A 17613-nucleotide genomic window follows, 5' to 3' on the forward strand; every position below is an offset into this window, starting at 1 on the left:
ATAAAAAACCAATGAAGGGAAGCTCTTAGCAGCTTCCCGAATCGCTAACCTGTCCCGGGCGCGGCAGATCCGCGCGCAAAATGGAGGCAGAGGCCGGCGGAAAAATATCTGAGGCCGGCGCAGCCGGTTCCTCCACCATTCGCTGCTCCTTGGCCTGCTGGGCATCCGGCACCCATGAGAAAACCTCTTGGAATACCTCCTGCACCGTACTCACAGGCACCACCCGCACACCGTCCAGGTTTTCAAAAATGGACTGCCAATTTTCAGCCGGGATGATGACCTTTTTGGCCCCCGCCTGGAAGGCTGCCTCCACTTTGGCCAACACGCCGCCGATCGGCTTCACGCGGCCATGGATGCTGATCTCGCCCGTCATGGCCATTTCGTGGTCTACCGGGCGCTCCTGTATGGCCGAAGCGATCGCAGTTGCCATCGCAATCCCCGCAGACGGGCCGTCAATGGGCGTACCTCCCGGAAAGTTGATATGCAAATCATAATCATATGGGCGAAGTCCCATCGACTTCAGTACGGTGAGCACGTTTTCCACCGAGCCTTTGGCCATGCTCTTGCGCCGAAGCGTGCGGGATCCGCCGCCGATTTCTTCTTCATCCACTACACCCGTAATGTTGATGCGTCCTTGTTCTTTTGCCGCCGGCACAGCCGATACTTCAATTTCGAGAATGGTGCCCATGTTCGGCCCATATACGGCCAAACCGTTTACGAAACCGACCTGCGGATGCTGGGGAATTTTGCGCTCCGGGCGTGGTTGAATCTGGCTGCTGCCAGCTACCCATTCCACGTCAGATGCCTGCAGCATCTCGCGCTTCTCTGTCAACGCAAGCCCGGCGGCAAGCTGAACGATGTTTACCGCTTCGCGTCCATTGGTCGCATAGCGCTTCACAACGTCCACTGCCTCGGGGCAGGGGTTGAAGCCAATCTTTTGAATTGCGTCCTCGGCGATCCGCCCAATCTCCTCCGGCAGCAGTGGACGGAAATATACTTCCATACAGCGCGAACGCAATGCAGGCGGAAGCTCATGCGGCGAACGCGTGGTCGCACCAACCAGACGAAAATCAGCAGGTAGACCGTTTTGGAAAATATCGTGGATATAAGCAGGAGTATGTGTGTCCTCTGAATTATAGTACGCACTTTCCAAAAAGACTTTGCGGTCTTCCAGCACTTTTAGTAATTTGTTCATCTGAATGGAGTGCAATTCGCCAATCTCGTCAATAAAAAGCATGCCTCCGTGGGCCTTCGTCACCGCCCCGGGTTTCGGCTGCGGAATGCCGGCAACACCCATGGCCCCAGCTCCCTGATAAATGGGATCATGTACCGATCCGATCAACGGGTCAGCAATTCCGCGCTCGTCGAACCGGGCGGTCGTAGCGTCCAGCTCCGTAAACTTGGCGTCCGGCTTAAACGGGGACGACGGATTTTTTTTCGCTTCCTCCAACACTACCCTTGCGGCAGCCGTTTTTCCGACGCCCGGAGGTCCATAAATGATGACGTGCTGCGGGTTGGCACTGCATAATGCCGCTTTCAGAGCGCGCAACCCGTCCTTTTGTCCAACAATATCGTTTATCGTCATCGGCCGCGTCTTTTCCGCCAGCGGCTTTGTCAGCGAGATGGAGCGCAGCTTGCGCAGCTTCTCCAGCTCCTTGCGGGATTCGCGCTCAACCGCACCGCGGTTTGTTTTCTGGCTCCGAAGCAGATTCCAGAAGTACAAGCCGATCACCACGCCGAAAAATAGCTGAATCAACATGAATACCATACCTAATTCACCCATGTCTCCACATCCTCCTGTCCAGTATTCATTATTCTGAGACCATGCTAATACTTGGTAGTATAGCCTTTTCCCTAAGACGTAAACGGGCAGGAATGAAATTATGTGGATTAACGTTACGGCTCGACGGTTGGTCGGCTTGCAAACACAAGAAAACCCGCCATCGCTGACGGGTTTTCTTGTATTTTGCATATGAATGATCGAGCAATCAGTGCGATCGACCAGGAATAACTCCTGTCTTCTCATAGGCTTCGACGATTTGATCAATTTCCTTTTTGAGTTCGTCGACCATAATTTCTTCCGGTACCTTGCGAATCATTTGGCCGTGACGGAACAGCAGTCCTTCGCCGCGCGCTCCCGCAATGCCGATATCCGCTTCCTTCGCCTCTCCCGGACCGTTAACGGCACAACCAAGCACGGAGACCTTGATCGGCACTTTCAGCTTCGAAATATATTCCTCGACCTCGTTGGCAATCGAGAACAGGTCGATATCCAGACGTCCGCATGTCGGACAGGAAATCAGCGTCGCTGCATTGGAAATCAATCCAAAGGTTTTGAGCAAATCGCGGGCAACCTTGATTTCTTCCACCGGGTCCGCGCTGAGCGAAATACGCATCGTGGAACCGATGCCCATCGACAACAGCGCGCCCATGCCGGCAGAACTTTTGATCGTTCCCGAGAACAGCGTCCCCGCTTCCGTAATACCCAGATGCAGCGGATACCTGATCAGCTCGGCTGCCTTGGAGTACGCCGCAATAGCCATCGGCACATCTGAAGCTTTGAGCGATACGATAATGTCGTGGAAATCGAGTTCTTCCAGAATGCCTATGTGATAAAGGGCACTTTCTACCATAGCATCGGCTGTAGGATATCCGTATTTTTCAAGCAAATGATTCTCAAGCGACCCGGCATTGACCCCGATCCGAATCGGAATGCCACGTTCTTTGCAGGCTTTGACGACCTCTTCGACTTTCGCACGTTTACCGATGTTGCCCGGATTGATCCGCACTTTATCGATCCCGTTCTCGATCGCCAGAAGAGCAAGCTTGTAGTTGAAATGAATATCCGCCACCAGTGGAATATGAATGCGTTTTTTGATCTCCTTGATGGCTGCGGCAGCTTCCTCATTATTCACTGTTACACGCACGATCTGGCATCCTGCTTCCTCAAGTCGCAAAATCTCTGCTACGGTTGCCTCAACGTCTGCCGTCTTGGTTGTACACATGCTTTGGATAATGACTTCGTTGTTGCCGCCGATCGTTAAGTTCCCGACTTTGACGGGACGTGTATCTTGTCTTAAATACATGAGTGATTTCTCTCCCCATAACGTCAAAGCTCCACCTTAACAGAATGCCTTACGCCTTCTGCCAAGGTGGAGAACTGACAAGTCTATATTTCAGAGCCGGACGGAAAAGCGCCTGATTCAGGCACTCTCCTCCTGCTTGTCGTCCTTCGATTGGCCAAGTTCAGGCACGACTTTTTTCTCTACGACCTCTTCGGTAATCACGCAGTTCGTAACATCTTCGCGCGAAGGCACTTCATACATGATATCCAGCATGATGCCCTCGATGATCGCACGCAATCCGCGTGCACCCGTGTTACGTTTAATCGCTTCTTTGGCGATGGCAAGCAAAGCAGCCGGTTCGAAGGACAGATTAACATTGTCCATCTCAAGCAGCTTCTGATATTGTTTGGTCAACGCATTTTTCGGCTCGGACAAAATCCGTACCAGCGTGTCTTCATCCAGCGGCTCCAACGTGGAGATTACTGGAAGACGACCTACGAACTCCGGAATCAAACCGAATTTCAACAGGTCTTCCGGCAGAACCATGCCCAGGTATTCGCCTGGCTTCAGGTCCTTTTGCTCGGATACGGTGTTGAAACCGATCACTTTTTTGCCGATCCGGCGTTTGATCATTTGCTCCAGACCATCGAAGGCTCCGCCGCAGATGAACAAAATGTTCGTCGTATCGATCTGGATAAACTCTTGATGCGGATGCTTGCGGCCACCTTGCGGCGGAACCGAAGCAACCGTACCCTCCAAAATTTTAAGCAATGCTTGCTGCACACCTTCACCCGATACGTCGCGTGTAATAGACGGATTCTCGGATTTGCGCGCCACTTTATCAATCTCATCAATATAAATAATTCCGCGTTCCGCTTTTTCCACATCGTAGTCCGCAGCTTGAATCAATTTGAGCAAAATGTTCTCAACGTCCTCACCTACGTAACCTGCTTCCGTCAAGGAAGTGGCATCCGCAATGGCAAAAGGAACGTTAAGGATTTTGGCCATCGTTTGCGCGAGCAACGTTTTACCGGAACCGGTTGGACCGAGCAGTAGGATATTACTCTTTTGCAGCTCGACATCCTCAATTTTGTTTTGTGTGTTGATCCGTTTATAGTGGTTATACACCGCTACGGAAAGAGATTTTTTCGCAAAATCTTGTCCAATGACGTATTGGTCGAGAATGTCGCGGATTTCTTTCGGTTTCGGAATATCTTTCAGATCAAGCTCTTCATCATGTCCGAGCTCTTCCTCCACGATTTCGGTGCACAACTCGATGCATTCATCACAAATGTAAACACCGGGTCCCGCAACAAGCTTGCGAACTTGCTCCTGAGATTTACCGCAAAAAGAGCATTTCAGCTGCCCTTTCTCATCGTTGAATTTAAACATGTGAAACCACCCCTTTAGGAATTGATCGGTCTGGTGAGCACCTGGTCAATAATGCCGTAAGCCTTGGCTTCTTCAGCGCTCATGAAAAAATCACGGTCCGTATCCCGCTCAATTTTATCAAGGGGCTGACCTGTACGTTCGACGTAAATTTGGTTCAATTTTTGGCGCGTCTTGATGATCCAGTCTGCATGGATTTTAATGTCCGCAGCCTGTCCTTGTATGCCGCCGAGCGGCTGGTGGATCATCACTTCGCTATTGGAGAGCGCATATCTTTTGCCAGGCGCGCCGGCTGTCAGCAGCAACGATCCCATACTTGCCGCCATCCCTACGCAGATGGTAGAAACATCTGGCTTAATATATTGCATCGTATCGTATATACCCATTCCTGCGGTGACAGAGCCACCCGGCGAATTAATGTACAAGCTGATATCCTTCTCGGGATCCTCGGCCGCCAAGAACAAAAGCTGTGCTATGACAAGATTGGCTACATCGTCATCAATCGCACTGGTCAGAAAGATAATGCGATCCTTCAGCAAACGCGAATATATATCGTAAGACCGTTCGCCTCGATTGGTTTGTTCCACAACCATTGGCACCAGACTCATGAGACCAACCTCTTTTCTACATGTAATTGGACATCGGGCCACCATTAAAGCATACCCCAAATTTTATTCTAACACGTTCCGATGACAATGTCATTTTTCCAGGAATGTGTCAAGTAAAAGTTGGTTTGCTTTTTAGCCTGATCATATTTAACCATGTTTTCTATGTATGTGCAAATCGGAGGCATCCTATGCCCTTATCCCTTTTTAATTCGCTCCGCCGGGAATCGGAATCTGCAGCCGGTAAAAAACCATCCATTTCGTGAATCATTTATGCATAAAATGGATGTCGTAATTTAAAAATAAGGCACGCAATGAATCACGTGCCTTATCGTTATTCAGCTGTTATCCAACAGCTTGTCTTATTTTTCGTCAGCTTCTGCAGCAGCTTCTTCCGCTGGAGCTTCAACCGGCTCAACCACAGTGCTGTTCTCCACGAGAACGTCGATGGTTTTGCGCAGTTTCACTTCTTCGCGAAGGCTGTCAAGGGAACCGTTGCTTTCCAGAATGCCGCGGATCTCTTCAGCGGAACGCTTGTAGGACTCGGCCATTTTTTCAAGCTCTTGATTCACTTCTTCGTCGGAAACTTCGATGTTTTCCGCTTTACCTACAGCTTCCAACACGAGGTTGTTGCGAACGCGCTTCGCTGCATCGTCTTTCATTTGTCCTCTCAGGTCAGCTTGCGTTTGACCGGAGAAGCTCAGGAACATTTCGAGGTTCATGCCTTGGCTGCGCAGACGGTTGTCGAAATCGCGCATCATGTTTTGAACTTCGCTGTCGATCATCGCAGAAGGGATTTCCACTTCGGCGTTTTCGGCCACTTTTTCCACAACGGCATTCTCTTGAGCGCCTTTGAACTCGTCCGCTTTGCGGGATTCCAGTTGTGTTTTCAGGTCAGCTTTGTACTCTTCCAGAGTATCGAATTCGCTGACGTCTTTAGCAAACTCGTCATCCAGCTCAGGAAGCTGTTTGCGTTTGATTTCGTGAACTTTCACTTTGAATACGGCTTGTTTGCCAGCCAGTTCGGCAGCATGGTACGTTTCAGGGAAAGTCACTTCCACGTCTTTGAAGTCGCCTGTGGACAGACCCACAACTTGCTCTTCGAAACCTGGAATGAATGTGTTGGAGCCCAGCTCCAAGGAGTAACGCTCCGCTTTGCCGCCTTCGAAAGGAACACCGTCAACGGAGCCGTCGAAGTCGATTACAGCGATATCGCCATTTTGTGCAGCGCCTTCGTCGATCACAACGAGTTCTGCATGACGTTGTTGAAGACGCTCGAGCTCTTCATTTACGTCTGCTTCAGTTACTTCAGCTTTTGCTACAGCAACTTCCACACCTTTGTAGTCGCCCAGCGTTACTTCAGGCTTAACGGTTACTTTTGCTTTGAATTTGAAAGCTTGTCCTTTGCCAAATTGCTCGATGTCCACGTCAGGACGATCTACCGGGAAAATATCCGTTTGATCGATCGCTTCAGTGTAAACCTCTGGCAGCAGAATGTCGATTGCATCCTGATACAGGCTTTCCACGCCGAAGCGCGCTTCAAAAATCGGACGTGGCACTCTACCTTTACGGAATCCAGGCACGTTCGCTTGTTTTACCACTTTATTAAAAGCTTTGTCGAGAGCTGCAGCTACACGTTCTGCATCCACTTCAACTTCAAGAACCCCAACGTTCTTCTCTATCTTTTCCCAAGTTGCTTTCATTATAAACTGTCCCCTCCAAAATTCACATGTTCACGTAGGCGATCACAAAATAACCATTTTAGTATAAACAAGTTTACATTCTTTTTCAAGGGGAATCCCTTGAGGCAGGTTAAGGAAAACGTTTCCGCCCCTTACCCGCCCTCCAAACCTGTCGAAACAAATTGTTTCATGGAACGATATGCCTGCTCCAATCGGAAGCGCAAAGGCCCCGAAACGGCATACATGGAACGAATTTCTTCCTCGTCATGTGCCCCGCCCAAACTGTCAGCCACGGTCATGTGCAGGGCGGCTGCCCAAATGTCGGTCATCAAATCATCATCTTCAAGCATCGTTTGGTAATCACGCGTTCCGTACACGGCCATGACAAACTGCACCCATAATTCCTGTGCAAAATAAAAAAGCGTTGGCTCGTGCACTTCCGTTTGATCGGCGACCCTTTCCAAAATGTGAACAATCTGGATCGGAAAATCCTCCGGACTAAGCGGAACCGTTTCTACATCCACCTCGATCCGTTCTTCTCCCCGTGTAAAAGACACGACCTGCTGCACGCCTCTGCGCCTCAGTGTCTGAAGCACGCGGAATTGAAGCAAAGGATGAAGCGCCTTTTCCTTTAACCAATCTATAAGCGCGTCATCGATTTCCGGCAGCTCCAGGTAAGCCAGCTGCTCCAGAGCCAGCATCGTTTGTTCGGATAACGGCTCTTCCTTTACCGTGCGAAGCAGTTTGTCTGCATAACCGCTATCCTGCTCAAGCTTAAGTCGGGCATGCTCGCGAGCCATGTCTTGTTCGCTGATTTCTTCGTCCTGATCCTCCTGATCGGTCTCCGCCATCTGCTCGTATTCGGGAAAAGCAGCCTCAAGCCATTCGAGCAGCGCTCTCCATTCCTCATGATGCCGTTCCTCTTCCCCTTGGCACTGCAACAAGAATCGCAGCATATTCATCGCTTCGCCATACCGTTCGTTCTCCAGCATAACCGTCAACTGAATTTGGTAATAGTCCAGCGTTTTCGGAAAAAGAATTAAATTATTGTCCTTACCGGTTTCCCGATTATTGGATTCCTTGATAAGGAGCACCTCCTCATATGTCCTGAATCATCAGTGGCATCAAACCCCGATTCGATGTATATTAAACGAAAAACGCGTCCATTTCCCGAGTTCACCTGATATTCTAACATAATGCCAAATATAAGAAAAACTTCAATCGATGTATCACCAATGAAGACAGACCGCGTTCATCGGTTGTTTTTCTTGCAATATCCAGATGTGTGTCTTGATGGATCTCAGTTTGATATTATAAGAAAAACTTCAATCGGTGTATCCGTCAAAGAAGACAGACCGCGTTTATCGGTTGTTTTTCTTGCAATATCAGAAGTGCCTCCATTTTGTCGGATCAACAGGTGCTGGAAGTCGCCAACGGTCAGCACCTGTACCGAACCTACCTCTTACGAATCTGAGACACCTCATTTACTGCTTTTCGGGCATGTTCATTTTCTAGCGAACTTTAGACACGCTATTCAGACGGTATATGGTATGAACAGGCTAAACACCACCAAATAGCAGCGCTCAGGTTCGTTAGAAGTTTCTGCCCCCTTAAAATCAGCATATAAGACTTCTTATGTTCGTTAGAGCTTGAAGACTGAGGGAATTTTTCGATCTGGTATTCGGAAGAAAAATATCAGTCATATATTTAGGCACCCTTAAATCCCAATTCCTCAGTTTGGTCAACTCTGCAAGAAATCATACAGATCTTTAATTTCAAAATAAAAGAGGGGAACGAGCTCAACCCTGCCGAACATCGTGGCAATTGACCAACATAGAACAAAAGACTTGATCTCCCGAATTCATTGTGATATAATCATTTTTGCGCGAAAAAAATATGTCCCAGTAGCTCAGCTGGATAGAGCAACGGCCTTCTAAGCCGTCGGTCGGGGGTTCGAATCCCTCCTGGGACGTAATGAAAAAGCTCTGTTAAGAGCTTTTTTTGCGTTTCGGGGATGAGAACCCCATTGGTTCGTCGGAGCATAGGCTTCGGGAGGATTACATCGCAGTCTCGACTGTAAGGAGAGTATCCCTCCTGGGACGTAAAAAGAAAAGCTCTGAATAAGAGCTTTTTTTGCGTCCGGGGATGAGAATCCCATTGAAAAATCTCTAAATAACTTGCGCCAGATTCGACGCACTCCACTTTTTATCCACTCTGACTACTACTCCCCTCCATTTATATGTGTTTATAATTACATATTAAACCGATACATCTTAAGCATCGTATCTTTTGCCCTCCCATTGAAGGCATTGACATGTAGTGTTATGCTTGCAGATGTATATGTATCAATGCATACATATTCACTTCATAGAACACAGGAGACTTTACCATGTCATTATCAATACAGCAACACGCTTCTTCCCCTTCTTCTGCAGAAGAGCATTCGGCTGCATCGAAGAAATTCGGCCTGTTATTGGCAGGCATTATCGTTATCGCGGCCACCATGCGTTCACCGATTACGGCCACCGGTCCCGTCGTGGAAATGATCCGCGCAGACACGGGAATCGGCCATACGATGGCAGGGCTCTTAACATCGCTCCCTCTGCTTGCCTTTGCCGCGGTCTCTCCCTTCGCACCGCGCCTGGCCAAACGTTGGGGATTAGAAATTGCCTTGTTTATGGCCATTATGATCGTGACCCTTGGGGTGGCCTTAAGATTGCTGCCCTCCGTTTTTGCTTTATATGCGGGAACGGCCATTCTGGGATGCGGCATAGCGTTAAGCAATGTGCTGCTTCCAAGCTTGATCAAACGGGACTTCCCTTTAAGGGTAGGCATCGTAACCGGACTATATTCCGTATCGATGAACATATTCGGCGCCATCGCTTCCGGGATCAGCGTGCCGGCGTCGGGGGCAACTTCCATGGGATGGCGCGCCTCATTAGGCATGTGGGCTTTATTATCCATCTTGGCGCTTGTGTTGTGGATTCCGCACGTCGCGGCAGGACGCCGGCAGAAGCTTCAAGTCTCAGGCCATGTACAGGGAGCGACCGTACGGCTTCGCACTTCTTCGCTCGCATGGGCCATTACCATGTTTATGGGGCTGCAGTCTTTAATATTTTATACCACGATTACCTGGCTTCCGGAGATTCTTGCCGAACAAGGCTTTAGTGCCACCTCTGCAGGCTGGATTCTTTCTCTCATGCAAATGGTTAGTGTGCCAGCGAGCTTCATCGTTCCCATTCTTGCCGGAAGAACCAGAGATCAACGTGTTCTTACCATCATGACTTGCTCGTCTTTGATTATTGGGTATTCCTTCTTGTTAAGCGGCATTTCTTCCCTCGTGACCACGGGCGTCATTTTGGCAGGCATCGGAGCAGGCGCTTCATTCGGCGTAGTAACCATGTTCTTTGTTCTTCGCACAAGTGACGCGAGGCAGGCTGCGAGCATGTCGGGCATGGCCCAGTCTTTTGGTTATATGCTGGCAGCAGGTGGTCCTTTGTTATTCGGCGTGCTGCATGATTGGACGAAAGGATGGACCATTCCCCTGTTGGTTCAGGTTATCCTTGCCGTTGTTTTATTAATCGCAGGCATCCAGGCAAGCAAGGATCGCGTAATCGGGTAAATTTCACACCGCCGAAACGAAAATACGAATCCAATCAAAACGGCCTTCATCCCTTGAAATCAAGGATGAAGGCCGTTTTGATGTTGTCCTATATTCTACTTCACTTTTACCGTAATTTTATCGGTGCTGGTCACTCCAGCTTCGTTGATTAATTCCGCCCTGTACGTATACGTACCTGAAGCACGACCCGACAGCTCGCTAACCGCACGTTGAGCAGAAGGCGTAGCTGCGCCCAGTGCTTGAGTATCGATCAACTGATCATTTTCGTAAAGACGATACTCCGTCGCATTGGTTCCCCACCACAAGTTCATGGTGATCTTGTAGTTTCCATCTCCATCCCAGTTATCGTGGGAAAGTACAGCCTTGCCTGGCGATGCATCGGTAACCCGGACAGTCAGCGTTTGACTGCGCGTTGTGCCCTTGTCGTTTGTCAGTTCAGCTACATACGTATAGGTGCCATTTGTTTTGCCCGTAATCTTCGTTTGGGCAAATTGTGCCATAGGCGCATTATAGGTCAGCTTCTGGGTATCGATTAACACGCCGTCTTCATAAAGCTTATAGCTTGTGGCATTCTCCCCCCACCACATGTTCATGCTAACGGTATACGAGCCTCCGAGCAGGCCATTGGCATGACCGTTGTTGTGGGACAATACAGGGGTTCCTGGCGCCCGGGTTGCCGGTGTTTCCGGCTCAGGCTCCGTGAACTTCAAGCTGAGCGCCGTTCTGGCGGTACCGGCAAGCCCCTGTTGATCTTTTACGCTGAACTCGACGACATATTCGCCGGCTTCGATGCCATCCAAAGGAAGACTGAAGGTACCGTCGTTCTGCAGGTCTAACTTGCCTTCCGCATAGACGGATCCATCCTCCTTTTTCACAACATACGCAGCGTCCAACGAGCCTGCAGGGTCAAACTCGATGTTCCAGCCGCTTTGGAGCGCTGGGGCAACCTGAAAGTACAAATCTTTCACGCTGCCGTCAACGACAACCGTTTCATCATGTTCGAATTCAAGCTTCTCTGGAGCCGTCACGACCGGGGCTGTCTTCTTTACCAAAAACGGAGGCGTGTCTTCGACATACGTTTTGCCGTCCGTTCCAATCGACGTAATATCCACGGTGTACAATCCGTCCGGGATATCCATTGCTGCTTCTGTCGCATAGTCCAAATAATTCCCGGTCCAAGCCAAATTGTATCTCGTATTTGCATTGAAGTTATAATAATTTCCGAAAATGTACCCGATGTATCCATCCTGGTAAGGGCCACCTTCCGGATCCAGGCCGTTGAAAATTTCGATCAACGCAAAATTCATCGGATTGTGGAATTCCATCGCCACGTTCAACGTATCCAACGTACCGTCCGCCTTGAGCGGATAATGGAACGGATTCGTTTCATTGCCATATTTCGTTTCGATATACTTGACGCCGGATTGTGTCAGATTGAAGTGGGCTACGTACGGCACGCTGTACGTTTTCGTTCCATGGCTGAATTGAAGGTAACCTTGGGCTTCTCCTACAGTGGTCACGCCTTTTGGAACTGTAATCGTAACCTGTACTTCTTCCTCCCCGTTCAGCGTGAAGGACGCCTTGTCCACGGATACCGAAACACCGTTCACGGTGCGCGTCGGATTGACGGATACGGCATAATCCCCGCCTTCTCCCTTAAGCGCCTGTACCTTGATCGTTTTGCTGACCGTTTTTTCGTCCGTGCTCAAGAAATTGCCAAAGTTGATGCTGCCCGTTATGTTTTCTTTTTCGATCTCTTCGCCGCTGACCGTATATTTCGTCACGTCCATGACTTTCACGAAAGCCTCGGGATCGAACGCTTCAACCGCCTGAACGCGGCCAGCCCCTTGATCGAATACGTCATAGCTGGCAGTATCCAGAACCTTGGTGTTGTTCATGAGCGCAGCTTTAATGTCAAAAGGAGTCCAATCGGGATGTTTCTCGATGAGCAAAGCAGTTAGTCCCGCCACATGCGGGGTAGCCATGCTTGTCCCCGTTTTGCGGCCATAGGCCTGCGTATAATCCGCTCCCGGCTCATCTTTGCCATAAGCAGGAATCGTGGACAAGATGCTTGTTCCCGGTGCCACCACGTCCGGCTTAATGTCTAGCGTAACTTTGGCAGGTCCGCGGGAGCTTGAAGTATATACTTCGTCGCCTGGTGCCATGTCTTTGACAAAATCGCTGAAGCTGACCTCGACCTTAAGGCCGGCATCCAGTTGAGCCTTGATGGCTTCTCCATCTTCCTTGCTCATGCTCAGGGCGGGAATGAATTCGAAATCATCCCCCAGGCTTACCCCAATCGGGCCAGGAATATTGTTAAACACAATGACCGCTACCGCGCCCGCCGCTTTGGCATTGGCGATCTTCTCCACGAACGCCAGCTCGCCGCGTTGGATAAGCGCAATTTTACCGTTTATCTCTTTACCTTCGAAATCGGCCGGTTTGCCCAAACCGGTGTACACCAATTCGTATTTTCCATTCAAGACCGCCTCCGGGTCTTCCGCAAGATTCCATCCCATCAAATCCAGATGATAAACGGACTCTGTTACCGACGAAGAATCAGCAGCCGCTGCATCAAGCGCAGGAAGACCTGCTTCCACTGCAGGCGTTGAATTGGAGTCTTCTTCTGCAGGCGCAGAAGGTACACTTACAGGACGTTCTTCATTAGCAACACGTTCCTCAAGACCCGATTCTCCATCAGCATCGGCTCCCTGTTCAGGCTCGGTGTGCTCTGCGGCTTCTTCCGAAACAGCAGGCTCCTCTTTGGGGGCGCTCAACGAAGAATCATCGGATATTGCCCCATTCTCGGGCATGCCCTGAGCAGAGACATCCTCATCGTTTACCTCTGGCACAAGACCCAACTCGGGTGTTTGCTCTGCATCAGGTACGGGTTGTTCCTCAGGCAGTTCCCCTTTGCCCTCCGTGCCGATCCAAAAATGCGCATCTGCCGCAATCGTCTGGCTCGGTCCCGTGGAATTCCCTACCGTGATCGCCATGGCCGAGGCCCCCGGCGAGCCCAACGTATAGCGATTAGGCCCATCATTGCCGCTTGCAACGACCGAGGTGACGCCAGCCAGCATCGCGTTGTTCAACGCCACAGAGGTCACATAACTAGGATCGTTCGACTTATTGCCCAATGAAAGGTTGATGATATCCATATTGTCTTCCACCGAACGGTCAATCCCGCCCAAAACCCAGGAGGTTTGGCCGCTGCCGTAAGGGCCCAGCACTCGGTAGGCATAGATTTCGGCCTCAGGCGCTACTCCTTTTACGCCAAAATCGCCTGCTTCGCGGGCAGCGATGGTACCGGCAACATGCGTTCCGTGAGAGGTGTAGTATGCACTGCCGTTTTCGTTAAATTCGGGTTGCCCCGAACCTTTCCACTCTTCATGCGTCGTTTCGTACGGATCATCGTCGTTGTCGACAAAATCCCATCCGCCTTTATAGGCGTCCTTGAGGTTGGGATGCTCGTAATCGATCCCCGTATCAATGACACCGACTTTGACGCCCTCGCCCGTGTATCCAAGCTCCCAAACTTCAGGGGCTCCAATGAAAGGCGCCGAATCCTTCATATAAGGATTGACTTCTTCGTTCTCTGGTGCCAGAGATATTTCCGTATCGGGATAAACGCTGACCACCCCTGGCATACGAATCAATTGCCCCAACTGGTTTCCTTTTACCTCAAGGGCAATTCCATTAAGTGCATATTCATAGTTTTCCACGACCTCGTGGCTGATGTTGTTCTTTGTGAGGTTATGTACAAATGTCTGTTGTTGTTGTTCTACTCGCGCGACAGCATTTGTTTCCATAGAGGAGGTGAATGATCGGCCGGAAAGGGTCGCTTCCCCTTGCGCTACAGCCACGGGTTTATCGGAAAGCTCCACGATGACTTTGGTTGTCTGTCCACCAAGGCCTTCAAGGCTTTGATCCAGATAGGGTTCGGCACCCAGTCGTTCTTCCCGCTGCTCCAAAATTTCCTTCCACTGCTTAAATTCGGCTGCACCAGGCGCTTCAAGCGAAACGGCCGGATCGGCTGGAGCGGCTCCAGCCGCCGGCAAGATGGCAGTACTCATCAACAATGCGCTTAAAAATGCGGACAACAATCGTTTACTCATGGCCAAGCCCTCCTTCTCATGGTTTTTTCGCTAATTCGCTAAAACGGTTCGGGTCACCAAGCAACGACACAGCATCTCTCCCGATCAACGATCCCTCCTTCAACCAGAGTTTGACCCTTGGTAAATTATTCGAGCAGAACACCACGTAAACCTTCTAAATAATTACATTTTTTATATAAAAATTGGTGATATGGGTCCTTTTAAATAGAAATGTGACAAACTGCTTATTTTGTCGATGCTATCGCCCGTGCCAAAAGTCCATGCCATAAAAAAAGGACCAGGCTTCTCGTTGAAGAGAACGTTCCTGATCCTTCGGTTCACATACATGCTCGGTATACTTTACCAACCAAAACCGTAACTTCGATTTAAAAACACTCTGGTTTGATCGCTTCAATCCGAATGCGTTTATAATCGGCATAGACGGCATTGCCGTTCCATAACTGCGGCACCACAATCTCGCTGACTTCCTGACAGATTGCGTTAACCATATCATCATTCATGCCTTGAAAATAATCCCCGCCAAAGTTGGCGAGCCACCCTTCAATACCCGATTCTCCGTCGGCCAATTTGGTCGGACGGTCATAGTGGTAGGCCTGACGAACCATAAAGCCTTGTTTTTCCAACAGAGAGGTGTAATCCCCGATCGTCGGAAAATACCACGGATTGCGTTCGGCGGCGTTGATGCCCGTTTTGCGCTCAATCACTTCTTCCAGCGACTTCACGATCGTTTGCACATTTCCCTTTCCTCCAAACTCGGCCACAAAGCGACCTCCGGGTTTCAGCACGTCCCATACCCGGCCGGCAACAAGCTCTGGGCCTCGCATCCAATGAAGGGCTGCATTCGAGAAAACGGCATCATAACGTCCGCGCATTTCAAAGTGATGTGCATCGCCTTGGATAAATTCAAGCTCAGGGAACTTCTCCTTCGCGCGGTGAATCATGTCAGAAGATGCGTCCAAGCCAACAACTTCCGCTCCCGATTGCGAAATTTCGAATGTTAGATCCCCCGTCCCGCAGCCCAGATCGAGAATGCGTTCCCCCTTCTGCGGCTGTAACCATGAGATTAGCGTCTTCCCATATTCCGATACAAAGGCCAGCTTGTCATCATAATCCGCTGCCTTCCATTGGTTGATGGATTGCATAAACACCACCTGCGCTTTCGATAAGATATCTATATTGTGGCACAAATTTATTTATAGATGAAATATATAAAACTAATTTTGTTGATAGGAATTACCTATACAAAAGGCGAATGGCCTCCCTTTGAACAGGAGCACCAAAAGCTTTCTTTCAAAGGCCATTTACTCATACAATGAATCATGAAAAGCGTATTTGCGGATGAAATCGAGGTTAAACGGAAACGTTTTGTGCATGGCTTTGTTTTTCAAGCGTTCAAGCGCATCAATGGCTTCAGACTTTAACTCCACTGGGTATCGGTACATCATGCTGTTAGACTCGAACTCGTCCTCATCCACGACGACCCATTCCTTATCCTTTTCCCGGATCAAATCCAGATCCAAATCCGTAAATTGAAGCCCCTTATCAGTCCAAACAGAAGGCATGGCCACATTGCAATACGTGAACGAAACCTCCCCATCGACAACAGCCATGGCAGCCGTAAACCATTCCTTCAGGGAAAAATATTCGATGGACGCATGTTCCATGGTAAACACCTTGTTTTTGGTATGATGGATCAGCTGCCTGCCTGGTTTGCAAAAGACGATCACATGATCGGGTGTACTTTCAATCAGCTGCCCCTCCCATTCATAGTGCGGAATATCCGGATATTTCAAAGCTCTGATTTGGATCATTTTGTTCAAGATCTGTTCTCCCCCTTATCAACGGATGCCACCAAAGCTTATCTCAGGAAGCTCCTTTTGACAAACGCCCGCAGAAAGTGCTGCTCCCACGAACCTTTGGGGTTCTCATCCCCTAATGGAAGCCTTAACAATAAATCACACTAGGCCACTACGAGTGCAGTACCATCTTCCGATCGCTGTTATCCCCAGATTTTTTCCGATTCCTTTTCCCAAAGGAAAAATCCGGTGATAAACGCGCCCGCTTCGCTTCTTCAGATTGGTTCTGCCTCTCCGTTAACGTGTGAATATTTTTTCGGGTTTATATTAAGAGAGCTTATTTTACGTCCCAGGAGGGATACTCTCCTTCTAGTCGAGACTGCGATGTATTCCTCCCGAAGCTTCGCTCCGACGAACCTTTGGGGTTCTCATCCCCGGACGCAAAAAAAGCTCTTCTCAGAGCTTTTCTTTTTACGTCCCAGGAGGGATTCGAACCCCCGACCGACGGCTTAGAAGGCCGTTGCTCTATCCAGCTGAGCTACTGGGACAAGTATGTATTATTTTTTTCGGAACGTTCTCTATTATACTCCAATTTCTATAATTTTCAATACTTTTTTTAAAAAATTAATAATCCTTCTCCATCATCTTCATGCTTCAGACCGATATGGAGAAATAGGCCAAGACCGTTAAAACATAAAGCAGTAAAACCCGTCGTTACAAAGAACGACGGGCCTTGCATTCCGGTTACTTGTTTCCCTGACGCCACGGATTTTTCTGGGCGGCATGCTTGCTGTTTTTCGCCAGCACTTCCTCGGCAAACTCGGTATGATGCGCGTATTGGTTCCCTTTGTTTTTCTTGTACTTGGAAGCCATTGCAATCACCTCCCCGGAACTGTCTATAGTATGCTCCGGGGGAACAAGCTTACTCTCGAAGCTGGCAGGTAGTTGATGGAGCCATCAACTCGCCCAATCTCAGCGTTGACCAAGCAAATACCGTTGCAAAGTCGGACCAAGCAAACCAAAGCCGAAAAGCTCCTGTTCGAAACGTGCTTTGTCCTCTCCTGAGGTAATGCCCTCACTGTTCTGAAACGCCGTTTCGGTCGCTTCCTCAAAAGCGGTGTGCAGGTTATTGTTGTACCAGTCGAGGGTGGAATCCGAATGATTGCGCACGATCCGAGTGATTTGCAGCGTATTTTGCGGCTGGCTTGCTGCCACATAGACCAGCAACGACGGATCTCCGACATTGGCAGGCTGGACCTCAACTTCGGCGCAAGACAAACCATCCACTTCGGTTAATCTGCGAATTTTGGCATCCTGAATAGCATACATGTTATATCGC

12 protein-coding genes and 2 tRNA genes are annotated in these 17613 nt (G+C 49.5%); 2 read left to right on the forward strand and 12 right to left on the reverse strand.

The genetic code is table 11. From position 1 onward, the window contains the following. Positions 1-25 precede the first annotated feature (25 nt). The 6 genes from lonB to RSX24_RS19765 form a co-directional block, all read right to left on the reverse strand. Entirely contained in the window at positions 26-1783 is a 1758-nt protein-coding gene (lonB, locus tag RSX24_RS19740) for an ATP-dependent protease LonB (protein ID WP_343261595.1), read from the reverse strand. A gap of 205 nt (positions 1784-1988) precedes the next feature. Next, a complete protein-coding gene (ispG, locus tag RSX24_RS19745) occupies positions 1989-3086 on the reverse strand; it encodes a flavodoxin-dependent (E)-4-hydroxy-3-methylbut-2-enyl-diphosphate synthase (protein WP_236414430.1) in 1098 nt (365 codons plus the stop codon). A 117-nt stretch (positions 3087-3203) separates the two neighbouring features. Further along, positions 3204-4457 carry an ATP-dependent protease ATP-binding subunit ClpX gene (gene clpX, locus RSX24_RS19750; protein WP_236414431.1) on the reverse strand — a complete coding sequence of 418 codons (1254 nt, stop codon included), beginning with the start codon at positions 4455-4457 and terminating at the stop codon, positions 3204-3206. Positions 4458-4471: 14 nt separating this feature from the next. Next, positions 4472-5062: an ATP-dependent Clp endopeptidase proteolytic subunit ClpP gene (gene clpP, locus RSX24_RS19755; RefSeq protein ID WP_236414432.1), complete on the reverse strand. Its 591-nt coding sequence runs from the start codon at positions 5060-5062 to the stop codon at positions 4472-4474. 359 nt (positions 5063-5421) lie between these two features. After that, a complete protein-coding gene (gene tig / locus RSX24_RS19760) occupies positions 5422-6762 on the reverse strand; it encodes a trigger factor (RefSeq protein ID WP_236414433.1) in 1341 nt (446 codons plus the stop codon). A gap of 131 nt (positions 6763-6893) precedes the next feature. After that, positions 6894-7826: a hypothetical protein gene (locus RSX24_RS19765; protein WP_343261681.1), complete on the reverse strand. Its 933-nt coding sequence runs from the start codon at positions 7824-7826 to the stop codon at positions 6894-6896. An 813-nt stretch (positions 7827-8639) separates the two neighbouring features. Here RSX24_RS19765 and RSX24_RS19770 point away from each other — a divergent pair. Both RSX24_RS19770 and RSX24_RS19775 read left to right on the forward strand, forming a co-directional pair. Beyond that, positions 8640-8713: transfer RNA gene (locus RSX24_RS19770), tRNA-Arg, on the forward strand. A 417-nt stretch (positions 8714-9130) separates the two neighbouring features. Then, complete coding sequence (locus RSX24_RS19775) at positions 9131-10363, forward strand: CynX/NimT family MFS transporter (RefSeq protein ID WP_343261596.1); 1233 nt, start codon at positions 9131-9133, stop codon at positions 10361-10363. A 95-nt stretch (positions 10364-10458) separates the two neighbouring features. Here RSX24_RS19775 and RSX24_RS19780 read toward each other — a convergent pair whose 3' ends face one another. From RSX24_RS19780 to RSX24_RS19805, 6 genes are all read right to left on the reverse strand, one after another. Continuing rightward, positions 10459-14478: a S8 family serine peptidase gene (locus RSX24_RS19780; protein WP_343261597.1), complete on the reverse strand. Its 4020-nt coding sequence runs from the start codon at positions 14476-14478 to the stop codon at positions 10459-10461. A gap of 365 nt (positions 14479-14843) precedes the next feature. Continuing rightward, positions 14844-15620 (reverse strand): class I SAM-dependent methyltransferase, encoded by a 777-nt coding sequence (locus tag RSX24_RS19785; RefSeq protein WP_339274307.1) that lies wholly within the window; start codon positions 15618-15620, stop codon positions 14844-14846. A gap of 159 nt (positions 15621-15779) precedes the next feature. Next, a complete protein-coding gene (locus RSX24_RS19790; RefSeq protein WP_236414852.1) occupies positions 15780-16289 on the reverse strand; it encodes a DUF402 domain-containing protein in 510 nt (169 codons plus the stop codon). A 459-nt stretch (positions 16290-16748) separates the two neighbouring features. Next, a tRNA-Arg gene (locus RSX24_RS19795) sits at positions 16749-16822 on the reverse strand. Positions 16823-17018: 196 nt separating this feature from the next. Next, positions 17019-17147 carry a hypothetical protein gene (locus tag RSX24_RS19800; protein ID WP_290371429.1) on the reverse strand — a complete coding sequence of 43 codons (129 nt, stop codon included), beginning with the start codon at positions 17145-17147 and terminating at the stop codon, positions 17019-17021. A 99-nt stretch (positions 17148-17246) separates the two neighbouring features. Further along, positions 17247-17603, reverse strand: a complete 357-nt coding sequence (locus tag RSX24_RS19805) for a hypothetical protein (RefSeq protein ID WP_343261598.1) — start codon at positions 17601-17603, stop codon at positions 17247-17249. Between the last annotated feature and the right edge of the window lie 10 nt (positions 17604-17613).

It is taken from the genome of Paenibacillus hubeiensis, assembly GCF_032334105.1.
GTDB classification, from domain to species: Bacteria; Bacillota; Bacilli; order Paenibacillales; family Paenibacillaceae; genus Paenibacillus; species Paenibacillus hubeiensis.